Annotated in this window: 23 protein-coding genes and 1 tRNA gene; 2 read left to right on the top strand and 22 right to left on the bottom strand. The window is 55.2% G+C overall.

All coding sequences use genetic code 11. From position 1 onward, the window contains the following. Nucleotides 1-10 precede the first annotated feature (10 nt). From BN4275_RS01360 to BN4275_RS01320, 9 genes are all read right to left on the bottom strand, one after another. Entirely contained in the window at nucleotides 11-1597 is a 1587-nt protein-coding gene (locus tag BN4275_RS01360; RefSeq protein WP_066452842.1) for an acyl CoA:acetate/3-ketoacid CoA transferase, read from the bottom strand. Further along, complete coding sequence (locus BN4275_RS01355; protein ID WP_066452840.1) at nucleotides 1591-3225, bottom strand: class I adenylate-forming enzyme family protein; 1635 nt, start codon at nucleotides 3223-3225, stop codon at nucleotides 1591-1593. The genes BN4275_RS01360 and BN4275_RS01355 overlap by 7 nt, the downstream gene beginning before the upstream one ends. Before the next feature lie 33 nt (nucleotides 3226-3258). Next, nucleotides 3259-4122 (bottom strand): sugar phosphate isomerase/epimerase family protein, encoded by an 864-nt coding sequence (locus BN4275_RS01350; protein ID WP_066452838.1) that lies wholly within the window; start codon nucleotides 4120-4122, stop codon nucleotides 3259-3261. 14 nt (nucleotides 4123-4136) lie between these two features. Next, the gene (locus BN4275_RS01345) at nucleotides 4137-4925 is read right to left on the bottom strand and encodes an SDR family NAD(P)-dependent oxidoreductase (protein ID WP_066452835.1); all 789 of its coding nucleotides are present in this window, start codon (nucleotides 4923-4925) and stop codon (nucleotides 4137-4139) included. 105 nt (nucleotides 4926-5030) lie between these two features. After that, a complete protein-coding gene (locus BN4275_RS01340; RefSeq protein WP_154018784.1) occupies nucleotides 5031-6242 on the bottom strand; it encodes a C4-dicarboxylate TRAP transporter substrate-binding protein in 1212 nt (403 codons plus the stop codon). Between the two features lie 69 nt (nucleotides 6243-6311). Then, on the bottom strand, nucleotides 6312-7652 hold the full coding sequence (locus BN4275_RS01335) for a TRAP transporter large permease (protein ID WP_066452833.1): 1341 nt from the start codon (nucleotides 7650-7652) through the stop codon (nucleotides 6312-6314). After that, nucleotides 7649-8185 (bottom strand): TRAP transporter small permease subunit, encoded by a 537-nt coding sequence (locus tag BN4275_RS01330; RefSeq protein WP_066452832.1) that lies wholly within the window; start codon nucleotides 8183-8185, stop codon nucleotides 7649-7651. The genes BN4275_RS01335 and BN4275_RS01330 overlap by 4 nt, the downstream gene beginning before the upstream one ends. Before the next feature lie 163 nt (nucleotides 8186-8348). After that, the gene (locus BN4275_RS01325) at nucleotides 8349-9185 is read right to left on the bottom strand and encodes an N-acyl homoserine lactonase family protein (protein ID WP_066452830.1); all 837 of its coding nucleotides are present in this window, start codon (nucleotides 9183-9185) and stop codon (nucleotides 8349-8351) included. A gap of 61 nt (nucleotides 9186-9246) precedes the next feature. After that, entirely contained in the window at nucleotides 9247-10086 is an 840-nt protein-coding gene (locus tag BN4275_RS01320; protein WP_066452828.1) for a 3-hydroxyacyl-CoA dehydrogenase family protein, read from the bottom strand. 373 nt (nucleotides 10087-10459) lie between these two features. On the opposite strand from BN4275_RS01320, the gene BN4275_RS01315 reads away from it, so the two are divergent. Further along, nucleotides 10460-11494 (top strand): LacI family DNA-binding transcriptional regulator, encoded by a 1035-nt coding sequence (locus BN4275_RS01315; RefSeq protein WP_066452827.1) that lies wholly within the window; start codon nucleotides 10460-10462, stop codon nucleotides 11492-11494. A 53-nt stretch (nucleotides 11495-11547) separates the two neighbouring features. Here BN4275_RS01315 and BN4275_RS01310 read toward each other — a convergent pair whose 3' ends face one another. Beyond that, nucleotides 11548-11835, bottom strand: a complete 288-nt coding sequence (locus tag BN4275_RS01310) for an acylphosphatase (protein ID WP_066452826.1) — start codon at nucleotides 11833-11835, stop codon at nucleotides 11548-11550. A 209-nt stretch (nucleotides 11836-12044) separates the two neighbouring features. On the opposite strand from BN4275_RS01310, the gene BN4275_RS01305 reads away from it, so the two are divergent. Next, a complete protein-coding gene (locus tag BN4275_RS01305) occupies nucleotides 12045-13064 on the top strand; it encodes a LacI family DNA-binding transcriptional regulator (protein ID WP_147349428.1) in 1020 nt (339 codons plus the stop codon). Between the two features lie 112 nt (nucleotides 13065-13176). Here the strand turns inward: BN4275_RS01305 and BN4275_RS01300 are convergent, their stop codons facing one another. From BN4275_RS01300 to BN4275_RS01245, 12 genes are all read right to left on the bottom strand, one after another. After that, nucleotides 13177-14568 (bottom strand): carcinine hydrolase/isopenicillin-N N-acyltransferase family protein, encoded by a 1392-nt coding sequence (locus BN4275_RS01300; protein WP_066452825.1) that lies wholly within the window; start codon nucleotides 14566-14568, stop codon nucleotides 13177-13179. A 75-nt stretch (nucleotides 14569-14643) separates the two neighbouring features. Beyond that, complete coding sequence (locus tag BN4275_RS01295) at nucleotides 14644-16050, bottom strand: cytosine permease (protein ID WP_066452823.1); 1407 nt, start codon at nucleotides 16048-16050, stop codon at nucleotides 14644-14646. A gap of 17 nt (nucleotides 16051-16067) precedes the next feature. Then, complete coding sequence (locus BN4275_RS01290; RefSeq protein ID WP_066452821.1) at nucleotides 16068-16796, bottom strand: aspartate/glutamate racemase family protein; 729 nt, start codon at nucleotides 16794-16796, stop codon at nucleotides 16068-16070. Nucleotides 16797-16843: 47 nt separating this feature from the next. Then, nucleotides 16844-18367: an amidohydrolase family protein gene (locus tag BN4275_RS01285; RefSeq protein ID WP_066452820.1), complete on the bottom strand. Its 1524-nt coding sequence runs from the start codon at nucleotides 18365-18367 to the stop codon at nucleotides 16844-16846. A 52-nt stretch (nucleotides 18368-18419) separates the two neighbouring features. After that, entirely contained in the window at nucleotides 18420-19121 is a 702-nt protein-coding gene (locus BN4275_RS01280; RefSeq protein WP_066452819.1) for a cyclase family protein, read from the bottom strand. 256 nt (nucleotides 19122-19377) lie between these two features. After that, entirely contained in the window at nucleotides 19378-20055 is a 678-nt protein-coding gene (locus BN4275_RS01275) for a GntR family transcriptional regulator (RefSeq protein WP_079987981.1), read from the bottom strand. Between the two features lie 472 nt (nucleotides 20056-20527). Next, nucleotides 20528-20604, bottom strand: a tRNA-Arg gene (locus BN4275_RS01270). A gap of 170 nt (nucleotides 20605-20774) precedes the next feature. Next, nucleotides 20775-21821, bottom strand: coding sequence for a resuscitation-promoting factor (locus BN4275_RS01265; protein WP_066452816.1), 1047 nt, complete (start codon nucleotides 21819-21821; stop codon nucleotides 20775-20777). A gap of 416 nt (nucleotides 21822-22237) precedes the next feature. Then, nucleotides 22238-22636, bottom strand: a complete 399-nt coding sequence (gene rpsI / locus BN4275_RS01260) for a 30S ribosomal protein S9 (RefSeq protein WP_066452814.1) — start codon at nucleotides 22634-22636, stop codon at nucleotides 22238-22240. An 18-nt stretch (nucleotides 22637-22654) separates the two neighbouring features. After that, on the bottom strand, nucleotides 22655-23083 hold the full coding sequence (rplM, locus tag BN4275_RS01255; protein WP_066452812.1) for a 50S ribosomal protein L13: 429 nt from the start codon (nucleotides 23081-23083) through the stop codon (nucleotides 22655-22657). A 175-nt stretch (nucleotides 23084-23258) separates the two neighbouring features. Continuing rightward, on the bottom strand, nucleotides 23259-24014 hold the full coding sequence (locus BN4275_RS01250; RefSeq protein WP_066452808.1) for a hypothetical protein: 756 nt from the start codon (nucleotides 24012-24014) through the stop codon (nucleotides 23259-23261). Between the two features lie 88 nt (nucleotides 24015-24102). Further along, nucleotides 24103-25329 carry a class I SAM-dependent rRNA methyltransferase gene (locus tag BN4275_RS01245; protein ID WP_066452806.1) on the bottom strand — a complete coding sequence of 409 codons (1227 nt, stop codon included), beginning with the start codon at nucleotides 25327-25329 and terminating at the stop codon, nucleotides 24103-24105. Nucleotides 25330-25363 lie beyond the last annotated feature (34 nt).

Genomic DNA, 25363 nt, shown 5'->3' with positions numbered 1-25363 from the left:
TCCTATCTTTCTAAGCTTTCCCAAGCATCATTTCGCGCAGGCCGAAAAGGCCGTCCCGGTTAAAAAGGGAAGCTTCCATGGTTTTGAGATTTTTGCTGATGATCGGCTGGAAATCCATATTGGCCAGGATGTCCTTTTGCAGATCGATGCCGGGCGCAATCTCAGTGAGCAGCACGCCGTTTGGCACCAGCTCGAAGACACACCGTTCGGTGACAAAGACCACCTTCTGGCCCTTCTCGCGCGCGATCTTTCCGTTGAAGGAGATCTGCGCCACCCGCTTCACCATCTTGCGCACTTTGCCCTCCTGCAAAATCCGCAGCTTCCCGCCGGAAAAGTCATATTTCGCGCCGGAAGCGGTGAAGGTCGCGCAGAAAACCACTTTCTTCGCGTTCTGGGTGATGTCGATGAAGCCTCCGGCGCCGGTACAGCGCGGCCCCATCTTGGTAGCGTTGACATTCCCGCATTGGTCGAGCTCGCCCGCGCCCATGAAGGTCACGTCCACGCCCGCCCCGTTATAGTAATCGAACTGCTCGTGGTGGGCGATCATCGCATAGAGGTTTTTGCCGATGCCGAAGTCGATCCCGCCGGCCTGCACACCGCCGTAAATGCCCGACTCAACGGTGATCATGATGTCGTCCGCCACCCCTTCCTCGTTGCAGACCTTGCCGACCATGTCGTTGGGGATTCCGGTGCCGAGGTTGATGACGTTGCCGCGGCAGATCTCCATCGTGGCGCGGCGCGCGATAAATTTGCGCTCGTTAAACGGCACCGGCTCCATGCTGCCCCGTGGGGTGCGCAGTTTGCCGCAGTAGGAGGGATCAAAGTACCAGGAGGAGGTCTGCCGGTGGTCCTCGAAGGGATTCTCGCAGACGACGACCGCGTCGATAAACACACCGGGCACCGTGACGTTCTTGGGGTTGAGGGTGCCGGTCTGGGCGACCTCGCGCACCTGCGCGATCACCTTGCCGCCGAACCGCTTTGTCGCCAGCACCGCCGGAAGCACCTCCAGCTTCATCGCTTCGTCGTCGGTGGTGAGGTTGCCCATCTCGTCGCAGACGGTGCCGCGAATGATACAGTAGTCGAGCGGGACGGCGTTATAGAGCATATATTCCTCGCCCTTGAGCTCCACCACGTCCACGATGTCCGGCAGAGGTTTGGTACGGTCGTTCATCTTGCCGCCCTCGAGGCGCGGGTCAATAAAGGTGCCGAGCCCGACCTTCGAGAGCTTGCCAGGAAGGCCACATGCCATCGAACGGTAGAGCTGCGCGATCTGTCCCTGCGGCAGGCAGTAGGCCTCCACCTTGTTCTGCGCGATCATATCCATCCAGCGCGGCTGCAGCCCCCAGTGGGAACCGATGATCCGCTTGATAAACCCCTCGTGCGCGAAATGCTGGATGCCCCGGTCGCGGTCGCTCTGCCCGCAGGAATGCAGCAAAGTCAGGTTTGCAGGATGGCCGGACGTCAAAAAACGGGTTTCCAGCGCCTTGAGGATGCTTTCGCTCGCGCTGACCAGCGTCATGCCGATGGTGCAGACCGTCTTTTCATCCGGGATCATGCCGGCCGCCTGCTGTGCGGTGATAAAAGTCGTTTTTAACATATATAATCCTCCGTCAATTGCTTAGGGAGTTCGGTGAACAGGAGGCGGATGGCCTTTTTGTCCGTCTTTGTGTTCGGGGTTTTGGGAATCTCGGATAAGAACAGGAAACGCTGCGGGATCTGGTATTTCGCCAGCCGTTTTGCCAGTGCCGCGCGAATTTCCGCTTCCGTAAGTTCCGCGCCCTTTTGCAGCCGCACGGCGGCGGCCGGAATTTCCCCGTATTTTTCGTCCGGGACGCCCACTACGGCGGCTTCCGCCACGCCCGGCAGCGCATACAGTTCATTTTCCACATCGAAGCTGCAGATCTTTTCGCCGCCGCGGTTGATCATATCCTTTTTGCGGTCGACGATAAACAGGTAGCCCTGCGGGTCGAAATACCCAAGGTCGCCGGTACGAAACCAGCCGCCCGGCAAAAACGCGCCGCTTTCCATGTGATAATAGCTTTCCAGGATCACGGCGCCTCTGAGCGCAACCTCTCCCACCGCCCCCTGCTGCAGCTCTTGCCCATTCTCATCCACGATGATGCATTCAAGCCCGGGGATCGGCCAACCATCCGAACCGATGTGGGGGCTGAGCGCCGCGTCATAGGGAAAGACGCTGGCGGGCGAGGTGGTTTCGGTGAGCCCGTAAACGGTGTGAAACTCCATGAGCGGCATCCAGGAATGGTACCGGCGGATAATTTCCGGCGGCGTGTTGCTGCTGCCGCAGGCGATCTTGCGCAGACTGGGGATATGCGGAAAACGTTCCTGACAGTCGAGCAGCAGGTAAAGCACGGTGGGCGAAACATGCAGAAAGGTGATCTCATTTTCCCGGATACAGGCGAGCATCCGGGGGCCGTCCACCTTTTTTTGCAGATAGATGGTGCCGCCCACATAAAGAAACAGGCTTAAAAGCGCCGACATACCGGTGATATGGTAAATCGGGACCGAGATCATCGTCCGGTCCTCTTCGCTGATCCTCAATGTCCGGCGGTAGGCTTCCACTGCATGCATAAGATTATAGTTGCGCAAAAGCGCGCCCTTGCTACGGGAGGTTGTGCCGGAGGTGAACATCAGGATGACCGGGTCGGCAGGTTCCCCGGCAGCTTTGACCGAGGCGGCTTCCTCCGGGAACAGAGAGGCGAATCCATAACCCCGGGCGCCTTCCGTGGATTTTATGAGCCAGACCCCCTGCTCCAGGCATGGCAAAAACCAGTTGTAGAAGTCCGCGTCACAGATGACGCCGCAGACGTCCGCCTTTTCCGCCAGGGAAAGCACTTCGGGCTGCTTATATTTGCTCGGCAGCGGCACGGTGACCGCCCCGATTTTGCAAAGCGCCAGGAAGCTGATACAAAATTCCACCGAATTATAGAGCATCAGCCCGATATGGTCGCCCTTACGAACGCCAAAGTTGTGGTGCAGCAGCCCCGCAAACTGGTTGGTCAAGCGGAGCAGCATGGCATAGGAGTACGGTCTGCCCCAGTTGTCCACAAGCGCGGTTTTGTCCGGATTCCGCGCGGCGGACGCGGACAGCGCATGATAGATGCTCGGCGGCAGGCCCGGGAAGGTGACAACCTGCCTGCCGCCAATTTCCCGCGCGGCAAGGTCTTTTTCCATCTCTTCGGGCCAGTTTTTTCCCCACGAGGCCATACGGCTCCCCTCCTTGAAGCTGAAGCGGAATTTTTACGCCTCCATAACGGCGTTCAGATGACGGATTCCGTTTGCGAGGTGATCCTCGAAGAATTTGCGGCAGGACTGGTCCTGCGCAACCTTCTGCTCGCTGAAATAGAGAAATACCGGCTCATGGGAGAGTGGAATCTCCATGTCCATATCGGAAATTGCCTGGAGGATGGGCTTCCAGTCGAGGTAGCCGCCGCCCGGAGTTTTCCGGTTGTTGTCCCCGATATGCAGACAGAGCAGATGCCCATTCGCTTCTCTCAGGGTCTGCGCGAGCGGGAGCGGCTCCTCCATGTTCATATGGAAAATATCCGGCACCAGACCAACCTTGGGCATATCCACCTCGCGCATCATCCGCAGGCCCTCCTCCACCGTATGTACCAGGCTGACCCGATAGCGGTTGATCGGTTCGATCATCAGCGAAACGCCCTGCTTTCCCGCGTATTCCGCGATTATGCGCAGCGAATCCACCGCCTGCTTCCAGTCGTCCTCATAGCAGCGGTAATATTGATGGCGCACCGAGATCCAGCTCGGGGAAATGAGCATACGGTCGCAGCCCGCCTGCGCGGCGATGTCCGCGCCCGCTTTGGAAAAATCAATCGCAATCTGCCGGACTCTTTCATCCGGATGACAGAGCTCCAGATCCGGATGCATATACAGCGGGGTCACCGCCATCACTTTAAGGCCGCTGTCCGCCATGATCCGCTGGATATCCAGCTTTCGGAGCGCTTGTTCGGTGGTGTGCCTGCCTTCATAGGTGATGCTCAGATCCGCGCCATCCGCGCCAACGCGCGCAAGGCTGGCGGTATTCTCTTCGAGCGGGGAATCCCCGAACATCCAGGTGTGCACGATCTGTTTCATCTTTTTCATCTCAAATCCCCTTCCTACTGCCTGGCTGCAATCCCGCCGTCGAGCAGCACCGTCTGCCCGGTGATAAATTCGGACGCGTCGGATGCGAACAGCAAAAGCAGTCCCATCAAATCCTTAAACTGCCCCACCCTGCCGACCGGGATGCGCGCTTCAAGCGCTTTTCGGAAATCCGGATTGTCAAGCTGGTGCGCGTTGATGGCAGTGCGGATAAAGGTGGGGGCGATCGCGTTGACGGTGATGTTGTCCGCCGCCAATTCGCAGGCGATCTGCTTGGTAAGCATATTGATGGCGCCCTTGGACGCACAGTAGGCGGTATATCCCTGCTCAGAGGTCCCAAAGACACTTTTCATTGAGGAGAGGTTGATGATCCTGCCGTATTTCTGCGCTTTCATCACCTTGGCCACCTCGCGGGTGACGATAAAGACCGAGCGCAGGTTGAGATTGAGGACTTTGTCCCAGGATTCGTCATCCATTTCAGTGAGGAATTTGATGATGTTGATTCCGGCTGAATTGATGAGAATATCGATCCGTCCCATGGTTTGGACGGCCTTTGCTGCCATTTCCACAACCTTTTCGGTCACGGTCACATCGCATGCGTAAAAATGGATCTTGCAGCCGTTTTCCTCTGCAAGCGCCTTCAAATCATCGTTCCCGTCCACGTGCCGGCTCACGGCAAACACATCACACCCATTTTCCAAAAGGCAGGTCACCATCTCCCTGCCCAGCCCCTTGGTGCCGCCGGTCACAAGCGCTTTCCTCCCCCTGACGCTGAAAATTGTTTCGCTGGTTCCATAGACGCTCATTGCGCCGCCTCCTTTATTCGCATTTATCCGCATCCTTACAGATGCGGCGAAACGATCTGGAAGCGGGTGTTTGCCCGCTTCCAGACCGCCCAATTCACTGCGGGATTACTCGATAACCCACTCGCGCGGGTAGGTATAGCCCAGTTCCTTCTGCGCGGCGATATAGGCGTTGAAGATCTCCACGCCCGGATAACCCATCTGGGTCGCTTCATCCGCCTTTTCCTGCGGGATGTTGGGCAGGCTTTCAATCCATTTTTCGACATCCGCCGCGGGCAGGTCGGTGACCGTAACGCCAGCGGCTTTCATTTCCTCGGTTGCCTCTTCATCCCACTGTTTCGCGGTTTCCGCGGACTTGACCTCATACTCGGCGGCTACTTCTGTAAAGATCTTCTGAACCGACGGGTCAAGCTTGTTCCAAACATCCAGGTTGATCGAGATACCCTGAATCGGCATTGCGCCAAAGCCCACAAAGGTGTAATATGGCGCAACCTCGTGCAGCTTGTAGCGATAGGAGGAATCCGGCCACATGACCCAGCCTTCATAAACGCCGGTCTGGATCGAGGTATACGCCTCGTTGAGGTTCGACTGCACTGGGATCGAGTTGCCCGCGTCCAGCCACGGCAGGTTCGCGCCCGCCGCCGCGATTTTATGCCCACTCAGGTCGCTGAGGGAATTGACCGGGAAGTTGGTGATGAGCTCGTAGCGGCCGGTCGGGCCGAACGCCAGAAATTTCTGGTTGTAGGTGCTCCAAAGATTTTCATAGATTTCCGGGAACTGGTCGACCGTTTTGCGGGCGGCCTGGGTTACGGTCACCGGGTCCGGAGAGGAGAACGGGATATAATATGGCATGTTCATCAGGAACAGCTTCTTGTTGTCAAAGGAGTAGGAACTGCACATGACATCGAGCAGGCCCTGCTGGCAGGCGGTCAGGCATTCCGCGAGCTTCGCGATGGTCCCGCCGTAGGCTTCGATCCATTCGATGTCGTAGTTGGTTTCCTCCGCGCAGCGCCGGGAAATTTCCGACTGGAAAAAATCCTGACAGACCGCGGTATAGGCCATTGTGTTTGACGGATGGCCGCCGCCGATCTTTAAAGTGATCTTCTGCCGGTCGGCCGAGGGCGCCGCGGGCGCGGAAGCAGCGCCGGAGGCTGTTGCGGAGGATGCCGGAGCCGCGGGCGCGGAAGCAGCGCCGGAGGCTGTTGCGGAGGATGCCGGAGCCGCCGCGCTTGGAGCGGCGCTGCCGCCGCATCCGGCAAGCAGGCCCATTGCGATGCAGATAACCAACAGGATGCTGACGATATTCTTGATGCCTTTCATTTTGCTCCTCCATTTCATGTTGGCCTGCGGCAAACCCGCCGTCAGGCCGGTCTCAGAACGTACAGGCTTCTATTGCAGGCTGGGAAGCCAGGTGGCAAGCGATGGGAAAAAGATGACGAGCAGCACCGCAATCACCATCATGAATAAAAACGGCATTGCCCCGCGGAAAATGCTCTCGACCGAAACGCTGTCGTCGTCGACCGTCGCCTTCATCGAGAATACCACCATGCCGAACGGAGGGGTCAGAAGCCCCATCTCGACCACGATAATCATCACGATCCCGAGCCAGATGCGGTCCCATCCAAACGCGTCCGCGATCGGCAGGATCAGCGGCACGGTGAGCAGCAAAATCGAGGTGGAATCGAGCACGCAGCCCAGCGCGATCAGCACAAGGCAGACAATCAGCAGCACCCACCCGGAAGTGAGGCCGGAATTTACGATGGCATTGCCCAAAAGGACGGTGATGCCGCTCACCGCCAGCATCCGGGAATACATCTGCGCGGTGATGAGCAAAAATAGGATCGAAGCGGTCGTGCCGACCGATTCGAGCAGAACGCTTTTGAGTTCCTGCAGCCGCATCCCCTTGCAGATGCTCAGGATGCAGCAAGCCAGCGCGCCTACCGCGCTCGCTTCGGTCGGGGTGAAAAGCCCGCCCCAGATGCCGCCGAGCACCAGCACCACCACGCCAAAGATTGGCAGTGCGCGGAAAAAGACCTTCAGGAAGCTTTCATTCTTGTCCGAATCGACCTTCACCGGCATGATTTTACCATGTTCGTTGCGCCGCTGTCCAGCAAGCTCCGGGCGGCGGGTGACCATGATGATGATACCGATACAGTAGATTCCCGCGAGCACCAGCCCCGGTACGACGCCCGCCACGAACAATTTTCCGATCGAGGTCTCACTGAGCATGCCGTAGACGATCATCAGAAGGCTCGGCGGGATGAGCATCCCGAGCACCGAGCTTCCCGCCACCGCGCCCAGCGCAAAATTTTTCTTATAGTGGAAGCGGTCCATCTCCGGCAAACAGATGCGGCTGAAAACCGCAGCGGACGCGACGCTCACGCCGGTCACGGCCGCAAAGACCGCGTTCGAAATAACCGTGGCGATGCCCATGCCGCCTGGCAGCTTCTTGAGAAAATAGTTCGCCGCATCGAATAAATCCCGCGCCACGCCCGACCGGCTCATAAAGCAGCCCATCAGGACAAACAAGGGGATGACCGCGAAGGAATAGTCGCGGATCGCCTCAAACGAGGTGGTCGCCAGAATGGAAAACGCGGTGACATGGTTCGCCGTCATCATCCAGATGCCGACAAAGCTCATAGCAGCCAGCGAAAAGCCGATATGCACACCCGAAAGAACCAATACCAGCAGCGCGAAGATCGAAAGGACTGCAACCGTGATTGCGCTCATATCTGGATGCCTCCTTCCTCATTGAGGTCCTCCACGCCTTTCTTCCCTTTGAACAGGAGCACCGCGCGGACGATTTTGGAAATACACTGATAGCAGCTCTGCACCGCGCCGAAAACGATCACCCACCAGACGGGATAAATTGGGACACGCAGGCCTTCGCCCTGGAAGTCCTTGATCTGCGTTGCGAAAACCATTGGTTCCCAGCTCGCATAGACGATGAAGGCAAACAGGAGCGCGCCTATCAGGAAAGCGAAGATCTCTATGATATAGCCGCCCCTTTCCGGGAGTTTATCCTTGATCATGGTGGAGCGGACATGCTGTCCGAGATGGGTCGCCCAGGGCAGCATCAGGAAAGCGATGGCGGCCAGCGAATTCTGGACAATTTCCGGCGTGCCGATGATCGGGCGGTGCAAAAACAGCCTCCCGCTGACATCGACACAGATGAATATCATAATAATAAAAATCCAGATTGCCCCAATGAAGCTGGACCAGGACGCCAGCTTATTCATAAAAGCGTCGAACTTCCGGATCAATCTGCATATCTCCTTTCTTTCGCATCGAACCGCCGTTTCGATTTCGTCACGACGACCAGCTGCTGGATTTTTCGGCAGGGAAACCGAATGGGATGGAACCCTTTAAAACCAGGGGCCCTCCGGCGGACGGCCTTCCGGAACGCCGGAGGGGACAGAAAGGAGCTTAAATCTCTCTGAAAAGCAGGGCGGGGTCATGCCCGCACATGACATACTGGGTGTCGGTGATGTCCGGGACATACGCACGGACCTTTTCCACACTCTTATAATAGGACGGATAGTCGTAAATCAGGCTGGAGGGGATGGTCGGCCATTCGTGTTCCGCCGTGATCTTATGCGACACGCCGTCGACATCCGGCATCTCCTCAAGCCACGGATAAAAGCTGCATCCCATATGGAACTGGTCGCCCACAAAGATACGCACGCCGTTCACGGTGTTGGCCACGATGCACTGGCTGCCGCGGGTGTGTCCCGGGGTTTTGATCAGCTTGATTCCTTCGAGAATCTCCGCGTCGCCGTCAATCTTATAGAAGTTCGGGTTGTTGTGCAGGTAGGGGATGACATCCAGGTCATAGTCTCTTCTGCGGCGTTCCGAAAAGTTCGGATCAAGCAGGTTCTGCCACTCGTCATACTGCGCGATCGATTTGGTCTTGGGGAAAAAATTACAGTTGCCGGCATGATCGTTGTGCAGGTGGGTGTAGAGGATCAGGTCGATGTCGTCCGGCTTGAGGCCCTCTTTCGCAAGCGAATCGAGGAAATACTGCGCGCCGGAATTGCACGGGCAGTTCGCCCAGGCTTTGCCGTCGATGATGAAGCGGTCGTTCATGCCGTTGTCGATGAGGACGTTCATCTCGCCGTCTGTGAGCAGGAAGGCGAGATACGGCAGCTTGATATAGAGGTCCGGATCGTGTTCGATCGTGAGGTTCGCCTTATAGGTGGAATGATCCCCGCAGAAAAGGACTTTTGCTTTCCATTTGCCCGCGCCGATAATCTTTTTTGCCATACAGTTTTCTCTCCTTATTCCTTGATGATTATATTTTCAGGCCTTTCCAGCCCAGGTTCCGTCATCCATACTCATAAAATCCACGGCCGGATTTGCGCCCGAGCCTTCCCGCCGCGATCATGTTCGCAAGCAGCGGACAGGGGCGGTATTTGCTGTCGTGGAAGCTTTCATAAAGGGTGAGCATCGTGTTGTACATGATGTCCACACCGACAAAATCGGTGAGCTCCAGCGGACCCATCGGAAAATTCGCGCCAAGCTTCATCGCCGTGTCAACATCCTTCGGATCGGCCCCCTCCATGACAAGGAAAGCGGCTTCGTTTTGCATTGGAACAAGCATTCGGTTTACCAGGAAGCCCGGCATCTCCGGTGCTTTGGCGGGCGTCTTGCCAAGCGCCTTTGCGAGTTCGACGGCGCGCCCGGTGGTCTCCGGCGCGGTATAGAGGCCGTCCACGATCTCCACCAGCTTCATGACCGGCGCCGGACAGAAAAAGTGCATACCCACGCAGCGCGCCGGATTTGTCATTTTGGCGCTGAGCGCCGAAATGGCGATGGCGGAGGTGTTGCTCGCCAGAAATGCCTCCGGCTTTACAATCGCGTCAAGCTGCGCGAAGATCGACGCTTTGAGCTCCAGATTTTCCGGGACGGCCTCGATCACCGCATCGCAATCAGCCAGCATCCGCATATCTGTGCCATAGGCAATTCGCGCGATCACCGCGTCGGCTTCCCCGCGGGTGTGTTTGCCTTTGGCGACCAGCTTTTCCATATCCTTTTGCACACATTTTTGCGCATTTTCCAAGGCGGACGAAAAGGTGTCCACATTGATTACCGTGAAGCCGGCCTGCGCAGCGGTCTCCGCAATTCCGCAGCCCATCATCCCAGCCCCGACAACTCCAATTTTCATGCTGGCTCCTTCTTTCCTTGTTTTTCTGATTTGTTTCATATTGTTTCGTAATCCATTTCTCTGATAAACGAAATATATTTAGAAATATTTCTCTTGTAATTGAATCATACTACCTGTGTTTAGTAATTTCAATACTTTTTAAATAATCAAATTAAATATTAATGTAAAAATTTTTATATTATAATTATGCAATAACCACAGTTTAAAAAGTTTTTTTAGAAATCTTAGCAAATTTGCATAAACAAATTGCGACTAAAATTTCTTTTATAAAAAATTATTTTTGAAATTTTTTCACATTTTTATTAGGCATTCATAAAAACTCATTGAAACAAAGGTGAGAAAGCGCTATAATCAGTACAGAGGGGGAGTTTCAATGCAAAAACACACCATTCAGGATATTGCCCAGATCGCCGGCGTATCGCCGGCGACCGTTTCCCGCGCGCTGAACAATTTCCCGGGCGTGCGCGGCGAAAGCCGCCGAAAAATCCTTTCTGTTGCAAAATCGCTTGGATATGCGCCCAAAATCGCAATGAACCGCGCCACCGGAGACTGCGGTTCGATAATCGGCATCGTGATCGGCGGAGATCTGCGCAATCCTTTCTATGCGGAAATTGCTTATCATATGGAGAAACGGCTGAAACGATACGGGTATCTCCCCGTCCTGTTCCCTTTTTCCAATTTTCAGAAACCGCAGGCCCGCTCCAGCACCCCATGCCTCCCACAGAGACTGAGCGGACTCATCCTCATATCTGTCGACGAACCGCCCGAATTTCTCGACTCGCTCAAGTCCCTGACCATCCCGACGGTGCTTCTGCTCAACTATTCGGTCGGCAGCGAGATGAGCTGCAGCGTGGTCATCCTGGACGACTTCCAATCGGGTTACACCGCAACCCGCCACCTCATCGAGTACGGCCACACCAAGATCGCCTTCCTGACCGGGCCGGAGCGCTCCGCGGTAAGCGCCGCGCGCCTGCAGGGATACCGGCAGGCACTCGGGTACTACAATATCCCCTTCCGGGAAGATATGGTATATCCAGGGGATTTTACGCTGGAACGCGGTCGAAAGACTGCGCTTGCCTGCATCGCCAAAGGTGAGTTGCCGACCGCACTCATCTGCTGCAATGATCTGATGGCCATCGGTTTTCTGGACGAATGCGAACATAACGGCATCAAAATTCCAGAGGAAATTTCGGTCATCGGTTTTAACGACATCCCCAGCGCCTCGCTCGAGCGGATCGCACTGACCACAATGCGCCAGTCCACCGCCGAAATGGGCTTCCAGGCGGTGGAATTGCTGCATAAAAAGATCAGCCACCCCGAAAGCGGCAATGAATATGTAATCCTGGATTCCCAGCTGATTGTGCGCCGGACTACCGGCGTCCTTCCTGCGGATCGGAAACAAAAATAAGGAGATCCCCCGTATGGTACATCCATACAGGGGATCTCCTTTTTCACACGGATTCAGATATCGTCGTACCGGACTATGAAATGCTTTTCATTTGGGAGAGTTTCCCGCGGTTCAGTCTCCACCGTTTCCACTTGGACGCGCCGGGTTCCTTTTTTCATCCGGCGAAGGAATGTATTCACACGGTCCTGCGGCCCCTGGATTTCCAATTCGACCCTGCCGTCCGGCCGGTTTCGCACCCAACCCGTCAATCCGCCCAACAGCGCCAGACAGCGCGAAAAAAAACGAAATCCAACATCTTGTACGCGTCCGGACACCAGTACATACCATCTGATCTTCTGCATCAGAATCCCTCACAATCTTTAAAAGCCTACAATAAGCCTGTCAAAATCTGAACGTCTCTTATTTTAGTGGATTTCACCGCATCTGGCAAGCGGCCTATGAAATATTGCAGGAAAATCAACTTGTTTTCATCCAATAAATAGAAAACATTCCAAACCGCTTGCGCAATTGCGACGGATTGCTTATAATAATACCAAATAGGGGTGGTCGTGTGGAAAAATATACCGCCCGGGATATTGCCGAATTGGCTGGGGTTTCCCCCGCCACAGTGTCCCGCGTGTTGAATGGAACAGCTGGAGTTGGACAGGAAAAACGGGCAAAAATTCTAGAAATTGCCCGATCTCTCGGTTATGCGCCGAGCGGTTCCTCCTATGAAAACAGAAGGGCCCGTTCTTCAAATATTGTCGCAATTTTTATCCGCGATGTGCGCAATCCTTTCTACGCGGATATCATCTATCATGCGCAGGAGGCCCTGCTTGAAAATGGGTATATCCCCGTCGCAATGCCGTTCAAGGGCACCCTGCAGGAATTGCAGGAGCTGGCAAAAACCGATGTGCCATCGAGTTTCGGCGGGGTCCTTATGATGCCGCCCGCCGACCCTGAACAGGCAAAGGAAGCGGTCCGTCTGTTCTCCTGCCCAATGGTGCTGCTGCTCAACCGTCATCTCAACGATTTCGACGGCAACGTCGTTATCCAGGATAACTTCCAGGCCGGCTATACCGCAGCGCGTCATCTCATCGAGCTCGGCCACCGGCATATCGCTTTCCTGATGGGTCCGGCAGATTCCCCCGCCATGATTGCCCGCTACGATGCTTACCGGCAGGCGCTCAAAAATTATAATCTTCCTTATCGGGACGATTATCTCATTCCCGGAGATCTGACGATGGAATGCGGTCGCCGATCCGCCCAGGCTTATCTGCCGCGGCTCGACCAGCTGCCGCATGCGCTCATCTGCTGCAATGATCTGATGGCGATCGGTTTTCTGGACGAATGCCGCAAACGTCAGGTTTCTATCCCGGAAACGATGTCGATTATCGGCTTTGATGATATCCCATTTTCCGCTGTGGCAGGCATCGACCTCACCACCATGCGTCAGAAGTCGGGCGAGATGGGCAGGCGTGCCGCCGAGCTTCTGCATAAGAAAATCTCCGCGCCGTCCAGCGCGAATGAGTGTGTGATCTATGATCCCCAGCTCATCGTGCGCAAGACCACCGGACCAGCTGGCGGCTGATTTTGTATTGTTTATCATGTGATAAAAACGGCCCTCCGCAGTTTCCTGCGGAGGGCCTTGTTCTGTTTGGAAGCCCTGTCGCCGAAAGGCAGGCCACTGCAAAAGCCCCCTTCTAACGGATTACCCGCTGGTCGTAAGGCATCCCGCACCCCTCGGCCGACAATTGGAAATAGTCAAGCAGCAGGCGGTCGATATCGGTCGTCTTCAGCTTGGATTTGATTTCATTCAGGCAGTCCTTGGCAAGCTGCACGCTCTGGCAGGAGGCATGCAGCGAAAAGGCGCGCAGCGGTTCGACGTTTCCGTCGAAGAACTTCTCCAGGGAAGCCGCTTCCTGCAGAAAATCGTCCTCCAACGCCTGAAAGCGTTCCTGTACCACAGGTGCGAACCGGTCATAATTGAGCGCGATGTAGCGCTCCAGCGCAATAAATACCCACCACTGGTCACGCTCATCGAACAGCGCGTGCGCGTGCTGGAGATCCTCCGGCAACCAGTGGATATTATAAAACGGTCGGAACACCGAACAGCAGGGCGGAGACATGCTGTTCCAGTAGGTAAAACGCAGCGGTTCCGGCGCATCCGCCCGGATCACCACAACCGCGCTTGCCGCCGAGGTACTGCCGCTGAGCCCGCCTGAATGTCCACAGACGCCCGGCACCTTGGCCGCGGCGCGCCCATAGAAGAGACTTTCCTGTGGGGTGCCCTCATAGTGGTCACGCAGATTTTTCATCATCATCTTGGGGGTAAAGGGCTCCCGGCCCTCCATCAGGTACCGCAGGCGCGGAAAGCGCAGAAAGCTTTTTACATCGGCAAAAACAAGATCGCTGCGGGTGAAGCAGTTGGCCGCGTCGATGCGTTCCCCGGGCAGCGTCCAGCCTTTTTCAGCAGCCGTTCGCAGCGTATCCCGCCCAATGCGGTCGTAGTCATCCCGGATGGAATAGCAGTTCGAGAGATAGCCAACGTGTTCGATCTTTTTTGCCACCCAGCAGCGCTGCATCGATTCAAAGCGGTAGGCATCCTTCGCATCCGCGATGATATAGTTGCCGTTGAAGCGTTGGTCGCGCGTCGCCGGATTACCGCCGGTTCCATAGGTTTCCAGCAGTTCCCCCATCACTGTCACGGCGTTCGCCGCGTTGTCGGCACGCTCGAGTGCCAGCCGCAGGATATCCATTCCCAAAAGTCCCCAGCGCCGCTCGGGGATCTCCCTGCCATAGACCGCTTCGTTTCCAATGACAACGCCCCGCTCGTTGACCCCGATTTCAAACCCGAAGATTGCGTAGGGGCGCGAGCCGAAGCAGGCATAGGTGTGGGAGGCCTGCGGGATGCGGATATAGGTGCATTCCACCTGCGCCCTCTCTGGATAATCCCGCGCGGGATAAAAGCAGAACGGCTGTGATTCGTTTAAAGGACGGTCACTGTTCTTGCCAAAGATAGTGCTGCCGTCCGCCGTGGCTTCCGGCAGCGCAACCATAGAAGAACACCCTCCGCCTTCATTCATATGATACATAACTTCTTCTCCTTCTTTGGGCGGCCTGCAAAACGGATCATTTTGCAGGCCGCCCATTTGCCGGTGCGGATCTGATCAAACGACGGAAGGTAACGGCAGGTCGGCCACTTCCGGATGCTTCTTCAGATACCATTTGGTCATCAGGAAATAGTAGGCGATACCCGCCCCAAGGATACTGGCAAAATACATGAAGCTGCTGAGAATACAGCCCACACCAAAGCCGATGAGCATGGAATAGATGGCCGCGAGGCTGAATCCCTTGTCATAACGGTATTTGCCTTTCGACCAGTAGAGGTCCTCAAGCGTATACTCGCGGTGACGGATGATGAAATAGTCGACCACCGAAATGGCAAAGATCGGACCCATAAAGCTGCCGAAATAGGTGATGATGTTATTCAGATAGTTGATGAGGCTCCACGGCTGGATCAGGATGGCAATGATGCCGAAAATGAACGCCGCTTGCCGGATACTGAGCCGCTTCTTAGAGAAATTGGAGATGGTGATAGCCGGTCCATACATATTCGCGACCGGATTGGTGGAGAGCAGCGCAAAAACGATGAATATCTGTGCCGCCACCGCCAAGGCGGTGGATTTCGCGCCAAAAACATTGCTGAACATGATGATCGGATTCCAATTTCCAGTGGTGGCGTTCGAGATGACGCCCAGGCCGTTGACCAACATACCTGTCGGCAGAAGGCCGATGATCTGTGCAATCACATATTTAAAATTCGACTTCCACCAACTTTTTGAGACCGCGTCGCTGGTATAGACGTCGCGGGTGACGTCCTGCATCTTTTCCATGACGCCCACCCAAGCGCCCACATACGCGACAAAGGCCGCCGCAAAGATCGGAAAATTGGAAAAGGTGAACGCGGTGCCGCCCTGCGTGAGAATCTGTCCAAAGCTCATGCCTGACTGCTGTACGAGCGAATAGTAAGCGTAACCGCACATCACAAGCAGAATTGGTGTGGCGACCCAGCTACAGTATTTGAGTAACTTGATACCATAAAAGCAAAGATACATCTGGATGGCCATAAATACCAGCACACCGATAAGCGTATTCGACACGCCAAAGAGCATCCGGGAAATTTCTGAAAGCGCCTCGCCGCCGGCCCAGGTGTTAATACCCAGCCAAAAGACCAGTGGGATACATTCAAAGAAGCCCACGATAGCAGCCCCGCGGTATCCAAAGGAGGCCTTGATCGCCACTATGAAGGGAATGCCGTACTTGAGCCCCATATCCTGTACACAGCCCAGAATCACACCGATGGTCAGCATGCCCAGCACGATGATGACATAGACCTGCCCCACCGAAAGGGTCGGATAGAGCTGCCCGGCGATCATCATTGCGCCGAGGTTCACTTCCATGCCGACCCACAGGGTGATCAGCGAGATCATGCCGACCTGGCGTTTGGCATAATTGACCGGTTTCGTATCGTCGTTGATGAGGTCGCATTTCTCGGGCATATCAAAATTAATCATGTTGTCCCTCCTCCATCTTAAAAGGTTATGTCGAAGCCCTTCATGGTTTTTGTCTCGAGGTACGCGCGGCTCAGCGTTGCTACATTTTTATGCCCAGTCTGTACCAGGCTCTCCGCCAACCGTACCGCCAGGGTCACCCCGTCAAGCACCGGTACGCCGAGTTTTTCGGTGAATTCACGGGCGGCCGCCGCAAAACCCGCACATCCCAGCAGGATGCATCGAGCGCCGTCCTCCTCCACCGCAAGTCGGCTCTGCTCAAAAAGCGCGTCGAGCCCGCACTGCGGGTTCTCTCGAAATTCCAAAACGCCCACATGGGTCGGGCGGATTGATTTGCAGAGCTTTTCCGCGTGGTAGGAGACCATCCGAAATTCGTTAAGCCTCCTGGTTGCATCCAGCACGGTAACAATGGAAAAATTGGGGGCGAGCATCCGCGCGTAGGTCACGGCCGCTTCACAGATGCCGACCACTGGCTTTTCGGTGATCTCCCGGCCCGCTTCGAGTCCGGGGTCACAGAAACAGGCGGTGATATAGGCGTCCGCGCCGCCCTCTTTTTCCGTTCTGGCAATTGTGTCAACCACACCGATCGACGCATAGTTGAATTCCAGGTAGCATTCGATGGCCGACGGCCCGATCCGCGGGCTGACCGCGTCGACCTGCACGCCAGGGCCGGCTGCTGTACGGGCAGTCGCCTCGATATCGCGGGTCATCGGCAGGACAATATTTGGATTGATCACCAATATTTTCATCATAGTCCCTCCCATCGTTCGGGTGCCTCAGACGGATAACCACCCCTTCAGAGATACTCGGACTTTGGCGCAGTAAATCGCCACATCGGATCGGGATGGTTGATGCACTTCCAATACATTTCCCGAAGGTACGAAACCAGCTTGTCGGAGGCCGCTTTGGTCTTTTTGTAGTCCTCCCAGAAAGCGGGCATCAGACTCCGCAGTTCCGCAAGCAACGCTTTTTCGTCGATGGAAACGATCTTGTGGCCGTCGATGACAATTTTTCCGCGGATGATGGATTTTTCAATTGAAGTGCCGTTTTCGCAGTAGACCAGATGGTTTTTGAGATTCTCCGGGGTAGTCAGCGGCCCGAACGCATCGGTCGTGAGGTCCAAAATCAGCAGGTCGGCCTTTTTGCCCTCCTCGAGCGATCCGATCTCGTCCGAGCGCATCAGGCTGCGGGCCGCATTTTTGGTGGCCATCTGAAGGACCTCCCCGCTGGTGGGGGCTTTTGTGAAATCCGGCTGGGTGACCTTATGCAGCAACGCGGTGGTCTTGATCACCTCGAAAATATTGTAGCTGTCGTTGCTGCTCATGCCGTCGGTGCCGAGACAGACGTTGACCCCGGCTTCCCGCAGCTTGATGATCGGCATGACGCCGCTGCAGAGCTTCAGGTTGCTCACCGTATTATGCACCGCGTTGATGCCGGTGCGGGCATAGACTTCCAGATCCTTTTCATCCACCCAGATGTTGTGAGCGATGGTTGTGCGCGGTGCGAGAATCCCAACAGATTCGGCGAACTGCGCGATGGTGGATCCATAAAATTCATGCCCGGTGACCCGTTGCGCACGGGTTTCGCAGATGTGGATATGGTACGGCAGATCGTACTGTTCCGCCAGTCTGAACATCCGCTGCAGATGCGCGATATCGCACCGCTGCGGCGCGCCGGTAGAAACGACAATCTTCACGTCTTCCTTGCCGTTCCATGCCTGGATGATCTCCTCCTGGGTATGGTAAATTTCGTCCGAACCGCGCGAGTTGGGAATGCTGTCCTGTACCTCCTTGGGGAAGATCTCCCGCAGATAGGGGATCATATCGCACAGGTGTTTTGTCGTCTCGGTCATAGAAACGTTCGCGCGCAGCCCTGCGTCAACATACGCCTGAATGGCGGCGCTCTCCCCTTCCAGCGTTGCGAACGGAATCTCATGGAAGTCGTCCTGTACCGAGGTGACCCCGCTTTTGAGCATGCCAATCGCACCTAGCATCGTGCGCAGATAGATCAGCCGATGGGAAATCGGCCCATACGCAAGCGGCGGATAGGTGTAGAGCATCCATATTTCGAGCGGCAGATTGTCCAGATAGCCCTTGAATAAGTTTTCCTGTGAGTGCAGATGTGCGTTGACAAGGCCTGGCATCACCAGTTTGCCGGTACAGTCGATGACCTGGTCGCCCGGCTGTGGATTCAGCCCACGGCCGACTTCACTGATCAAGTCGTCTTCGATCAAAAGATCACCATTTTCGAGAATCTCGTCCTTTTCGTTCAGGGTCATGACGAGCGCATTTTTGAGTAATTTCCGACGGATATTTTCCATGCTTTACCCTCCTTCTCAAAGTGACCTGTGGCGGTTACACGAATCGTATCGGTTATTCATCCACTTCAGCGACCGCACGGATCGGGGACCCTGTGCCGCCTCTGACTTTGAGCGGGAAGCCGTAGAACATGAAACGTTTATTGACAACCGGGCGCAGATCCGCCAGGTATTCGATGTGGATCAGCCAATGTTCCTTGGTTACAAGATGCGAAGGGAACCACGGTGCTTTGGGATTGTCGGTGCTGGGGGCGTCGATACCGAAATTCTTGACCTTCTTATTGACCAGCCATTCGGTTCCTGGGCCATCGAGTCCGGCGTAACGGGTTAAAAAGTCCTTGTCGTCATGATGATAGGCCCAGGCGCCGGTGAAGAGCAGAACAATGTCGTCCGGCCGGATCTCCTGCCCTGCGGCTCTGAGTTTCTCTTCCGCCCTGTCGAGGATTTCAGGTGTGATGAAGCCATCGCGGTCGGTTTCGGAGACATCCAGGCAGACCGCCGTCCCGTAGAACTTGTCGAGCGGGATCTGTTCAATCGACGGTGCGGCTGGATCGTCAGTCATATGGGTGACCGCATCCACATGGGTGCCGCCGTGATCACTGACCATGATGCCGCGGGATTCCCAGGAATACCCACCCGGCTCCTTTAAGGTGCCTTCATGGGTATCGTGGGTCCAGACCACGGTACGCACATGTCCCGGCCAGATAGGCATACCCATGTAGAGTTCCTGTGTCAGATCGTATACTTTCTTTGCCATTTGTGAGACCTCCTTCATAATTGTATATGGACATTTATGAAAAAGGCCGGAAAGATCCTCTGCAAACCAGCAGCAACCAAAGCTTCCTGTTCGTACCCATTTCCCGTGCCAATTAGAAAAAACAATTGACAGAAATCAGGAAACAGCGTAAACTGGAAAACGGTTAAGCTACGCTTCCCCAAGTGTAATTAACCATCTGGCTGTTGCGGAGGACCAGTCCGCAGCAGCCTCTTTTTTACTGTGATTTCAAAGTATCTCACGGGCCTTTTTTCCCGGAAAGGCGTTGATTGAACTCTTGGACGTTGCCACGGTGGAAAGCCGCGGACAGCTGGAAATGGATCTGGGTGTAGGCGCGCGCTAGTTCGGCATGGCCGTTGACAATGGCATCTACCATGTTCTTGTGTTCCATCACTGAATTTACATACCTGCGTTCATTGAATTGGGTCGCGAAAGCCAGGCTTCCCAGATGGCTCTGGATATCGCAGACATAATCGTAAAGTGCGGAGTTCCGGCTGATTTTCGCAATGGCGCCATGCAGCCGATGATCCAGATTCCCCATCTTGTTTGGCTCAAAAGGATCCCGCTCCATGATGTCCTGGATGCGCAAAAGTTCCGCCTTCTCCGAATCGGTGGCGTTCATGGCAGCCAGAAAGGACGCTTCGGTAGAGAGAAGCCCCCACACCTGGATCATCTCAAATACTTTCAGATCATCGAGCCCGTCGGCTACCATCACCCCGCAGCGCGGAATATATGTGAGCAGTCCTTCGGACTGCAGGACACGGAATGCTTCCCGGATGGGGGTACGGCTGACGCAAAATTCGGCTGACAGTTCCACCTCCCGCATTTTTTTGCCCGGCGGGAGTTCCCCGCTAATAATTTTTTTGCGTAGTACTTCGACGATCGAAGTTACGATTAATTGATCACCAGATTTCACAAGTACACCCCGTTGTATACAAAATTTGCAAAATTTTCTTAAATTTAACGTTTCTTACGATAAATAATGGATTTTTGCATGCAATTTTTATTAACTTGATGATAGCATCCCCCAAAAGGCATGTCAATACCATTCGAGGAAATTCCATCGACTTTACAAAGATTCCGAAATCCTTTTGTACAGAATTGCAATAGAGCAGGCCTTAACAAATATAAAATCAGGTTTGTCAGAGATGTCCTTGTCCGGAAACGTCCTCTCCAGAGCACTTTTCATTGTGAGCTGCATCTGTGGAGTCCATCATCCCAGCCAATTAATTGTATGTAAAATTGGAAACGAGCCACGATCCGGTAGGTTTTCCCCTCCCGCTTTGCACCCGTTTATGAATGGAATCCACATGGCTTCAGCTTTGCACACTCTGCAAATACAAAAAGACCGCCCACACCAAAAAGGTGTGGGCGGTCCGCCAAACAATTGGCGCGCGTGAAGGGACTCGAACCCCTGACCTACTGGTTCGTAGCCAGTCACTCTATCCAGCTGAGCTACACGCGCATCTATGAACGGCATCCGACGAGAGCGCTTCCGCTTCATAACAAGCCTGTCCAGCCTGCCCTTACGGAGCTTTCGTCAGCCCTACTATAATACTATATTTACCAAGCGAAGTCAAGTATTATTTTATATTTTTTCCGGCCGCGCCATATTTTTGACGCGGCCGGAAAAAATCATTCCAAAACATAGATATCCAGAATTTTGCGCCCGTTGAGCGCGCTTTCCGCATAGGTGTCGTAGAACAGGTCCACATCCACGATCCCCTGCATCAAGCCTGTCCCGGTATCGGCCGCGATCGCACAGCCGTAGATGAAGCTGTTGTCACGCGAAACGATATAGAGTTTGGAACCGTACGGGATTTCCCGTGGGTCCACCGCCACATGCCCCGGAACCGCATAGCGTCCGCTGGCAGTCTTTGCGCCCGGGCGGGCGCTATAGCCGGTAGCGATCTGTTCGGTCAGCAGCCGGGCATATTCCATCGGCTTTCCATGTTCATCCACATCCAAATCGAAATCCAGGGGTGAGACCGCTGCCACCGATCCGATTAAAATGGTTTCAGTCACCGGCTGTCTGGTCACATGCTCACCAAGCAGCTGCACGTCCTCTTTCACCCCATCTACTGTGCGCCGCACATAGGTTTGGGTGTTGATCCCATCGATGCCCGGCTGGATGGTCCGGGTCGCGCCCACGCGCAGCAGAGAGGTGTTTTTATGCACCGTCTTATAGGGAATCGGTTTGTCCACCGTATACCGCTCATATTCCACCCGCTGCAGCTGGATTTTATCTCCTTGTTCCAGCGGTTTGTCGGACGCGGGGCTGAGCAGGTCATTGCCGTCGTAGGTGATGCCCTGCTGATAAAGAAGTTCCCCCACGGTCGTACCACGTTTGACCTGATAAAGGGTGGTCGCACCGTCAACGGTGATGCTGGCTTCCAGCAGGTGGTCCGCATTGATCTGTGCAAAGTGTCCGGATATCCCGGAAAAATTGATGTCCTTTGACGAAAGCATTCCGCTCCCAAATTGCTGCAGAATTTTTTCCGGCTGATCTTCCATGGTAAAAGTGATCGTACGCTGATCCTGATCCATGTAGTAAACAACGTTGGTACGGGTGGTGATCTGGAATACCACAAAGGCCAGCACCACCGACAACATGCTTACCGCAAAGGCCCGGCTGCGCATAAATCTGCCCAGCGCGCGGACTTTGTTCCATAGGTTTATCATAGTTACTCCTTCTCGCTTTTCCATCCGCAGGCAAGCCCGCGGAGACCTACATAGGGTGTACTCTGTCAGTTGGATTTGCGCAATTGATGTTGGAAAAATCACCCTGTGCTTAGTATAGCAGAGCAGTTGCCATTATATTCAATATCCACAGTTTTGTCAAATTCCGGTTGTGCAATATCTTCGCCCAAATGGCGCTTTATCTGTTTTTTTAAAATGTTTTGTGACAAATCTGGACAAATTTTCTACAGTCCAAAGTCGGGCTTGCGGTAAATATTCACAAAAATTTTACTACAATTTTTCCTGCTCTAACATTCATTTGCGAGGCATATTTGCAAAACACGGCCGACAAGAAAACGCGAAGACGAAAAAGGGCCTCCCGAAAAACGGGAGGCCCTTTGGCAAGCAATATACTGAAATCAGCGCTTGGAGAACTGCGGAGCGCGGCGGGCCGCTTTGAGTCCGTACTTCTTACGCTCTTTCATACGAGGATCACGGGTAAGGAACCCGGCCTTCTTCAGGATGGGGCGCATCTCATCGCTCGACTGGAGCAGCGCACGGGAAATGCCATGGCGGATCGCGCCTGCCTGGCCGGAAACGCCACCGCCGGTAACGGTGCAGACGACATCGAACTTGCCGACTGTATCGGTCAGGTTCAGCGGCTGGCGGACAACCAGTTTCAGGGTTTCAAGGCCGAAATAATCGTCGATGTCACGGCCATTGATGGTGATGGAGCCGGTGCCGGGATACAGCCGTACACGGGAAACCGACTGTTTTCTTCTGCCGGTGCCGTAAAAATAAGGTCTCGATTCGTACATTCTTTTTATCCCCCTTCCTTACAGTGTCCATGCCTGCGGTTTCTGCGCGGCATGGTTATGCTCTGCGCCTTTGAAAACGCGGCATCTGGTGAGCGCTTTGCGGCCGATCGTGGTGTCAGGGATCATGCCCTTCACAGCCAGCAGCATCGCTTTCTCCGGGGATTCCTGCATAAAGATTCTGTATTTAACCTCTTTGAGGCCGCCGACCCATCCGCTGTGATGGCGGTACATTTTCTGCTCGAGCTTTTTGCCGGTCAGAACCGCTTTCTCGACATTGATGATGATGACGTGATCACCGCAGTCAACATTCGGGGCGAAGTCGGGCTTATGTTTGCCGCGCAGGATGTTGGCAGCGGTGGCCGCCGTACGTCCAAGCGGTTTTCCAGCAGCGTCGAGAATATACCACTTGCGGGTAATTTCGGCTGCTTTAGGCATTGTAGTAGACATACCGTTTCCTCCAAATTTCTTCAGTATTGTTCTAATTCCATTAGACGACAGTTTGTATTATAACCTGCCGGGCACGGCATGTCAACACTTTTTTCAGAAAAATTTAATTTACAAAATGGATACTCCCGTTTTCACCTGTTTTCTCTTTCATTCTCTCGTATGCTCAAAACCCAAATCACGTTTTTTCAAAATTTCCGGGCGTGACCGCGGCGCTTGCGAGGATCTGCTCCAGCACCGCGCTCTGCGCCGCCAGGTCGTTTTCGTCCGGATAGGCATTCATTCCAATCCGGTAATCGCCCGAAAGGATCTCGTAGACGCGCGGCACCGTGACCCGGATTTCCGGTCCGCCGCCATCCATCACGGACGGTTCCCCAATATATGCCGCGGCCGGGCGGCTATCGATCACAAGGTCGGTGCGCGGGGTCATTTCGGGCGAATCGCTGATGTTCTTTTCGTCCGGGAAGCCCTCCCCTTCCATATTCCGCCCGCCGAAGATATCGAGCATCTTCCTGCCGTTTTCATCCGAAAAGCTGATCGAGCTGGTCATACCGTTTTCGTCCGGCTCCGAGCCGTTCGTCCAGCCTGCCGGAACAGCGAGTGCCAGCCCGTTATAGCCGATCTCCTTGCGGTCCGCTTGGTCATAGACCGCAAGGCGCACCACAAAGACCTGCCAGCCGTCCGGCACAAAACGCGGCGCGCAGTCCGTCGCTGTGAGCGACTTTTCAGTCTCCGGCACAGAGGCCGCCGGTTCGGGCACCTGCAGGCCGGGGTCCGAATCCTCTGCCGCCCCGGAGGCGGCGGGTTCGGCTGCGGACGAAGCGGCGGAGACCGGCGGCGCGGGGGAACCGGAGGTATCCGGCACTCCGGCCTGGGACTGGCAGCCCACGAGCAGAAGCAGGGCACATAGAAGCGCTGCAAATGTTTTTTTCATAACGGAAGATTCTCCTTTCCGCAAATACTGCTTACGAATGAAACCACCCACATGCAAAAAGCGGGACAGGCATCCCGCTTCTGCGCCGTCAGACCACCTGGAACAGGTAGAATTTCAGGTAGTCGGTCTCCGGCACATTCCAGAGGATCGGATGGTCGGGAGCCTGCTGGCGCGCTTCGATCTGCCGCAGCTGCACCGCCGCGTCGCGCGCCGCGGCGTGCAGCATCTTCCGAAACAGCTCGTCGGTCATGAAGTGCGAACAGGAACAGGTGGCCAGATATCCGCCGCGCGGCAGCAGTTTCATGGCGCGCAGGTTGATCTCCTTGTAGCCGCGCGACGCGGACTCGACCGTTTTGCGGCTTTTGGTGAAGGCGGGCGGGTCGAGGATGATGAAGTCGTACCGCTCCGGACCGTTTTCCAGCGTGGGCAGCAGGTCGAACACGTTCGCCGCCTGAAAGTCCATAAGGCCGTCAAGGCCGTTTCGCTTCGCGTTTTCCCGCGCGAGCGCTACCGCCGCTTCCGAGATGTCCACCGCCGTGACATGTCCCGCGCCGCCTTTCGCGGCGTTCAGGGCAAACGATCCGGTGTGGGTGAAGCAGTCGAGCACCCGTTTGTCTTTCGCAAGCTTTGCCACCGCCTGCCGGTTATATTTCTGGTCAAGGAAAAAACCGGTCTTTTGTCCGTTCTCGAAGTCCACCAGGTATTCGATTCCATTCTCGGTGATGATCGTTTCGGTGTTTTCCGGGGGCGTCACGCCGGGCAGCGGGTACCAGCCCTTGCTCTGCTCCAGCCCTTCAAGCTCCCGGATCGCCACATCGTTGCGCTCATAGATGCCGCGCACCGCCTGCCCGTCCGCTGTGAGCACCCGGTAAAGGGCGGGAAGCAGCACCGGTTTCAGCCGCTCGATGCCGAGCGAAAGGGTCTGGGTGACCAGCACATCCCCGAACCGATCGACGGTGAGGCCAGGGAACTGGTCCGCTTCCCCAAAGATCACCCGGCAGCAGGAGAGATCCTGTTCCCCCATGACCGCCTTGCGGTATTCCCATGCATAATGGAACCGGCGCTCCCAGAAGGCCTCGTCAAAACGGTCGTTCGCGTTGCGGGAGATGAGCCGGATGCGGATCTTAGATTTTTCGCTGAGCAGCCCGGTGCCCAGATACCGGCCCTTGTCGCTTACCACATCGACAAGCCCGCCGTTTTCATACGGGCCGGAAAGCTTTGCGACCTCCGTGTCATATACCCACGGATGCCCGCCTTCCAGGGCGTTCTGGCCTTTTCGGGTGATCTGCGCCTGCGGAAAATTGCGTTCTTTCATCTGCTTCCTCCAAAACAGGGGAAACTTCCGGATG

The sequence above is a fragment of the Anaerotruncus rubiinfantis genome (genome assembly GCF_900078395.1).
Classification (GTDB): Bacteria; Bacillota; Clostridia; order Oscillospirales; family Ruminococcaceae; genus Anaerotruncus; species Anaerotruncus rubiinfantis.
This window is presented reverse-complemented; position numbering and strand designations above follow the sequence as displayed.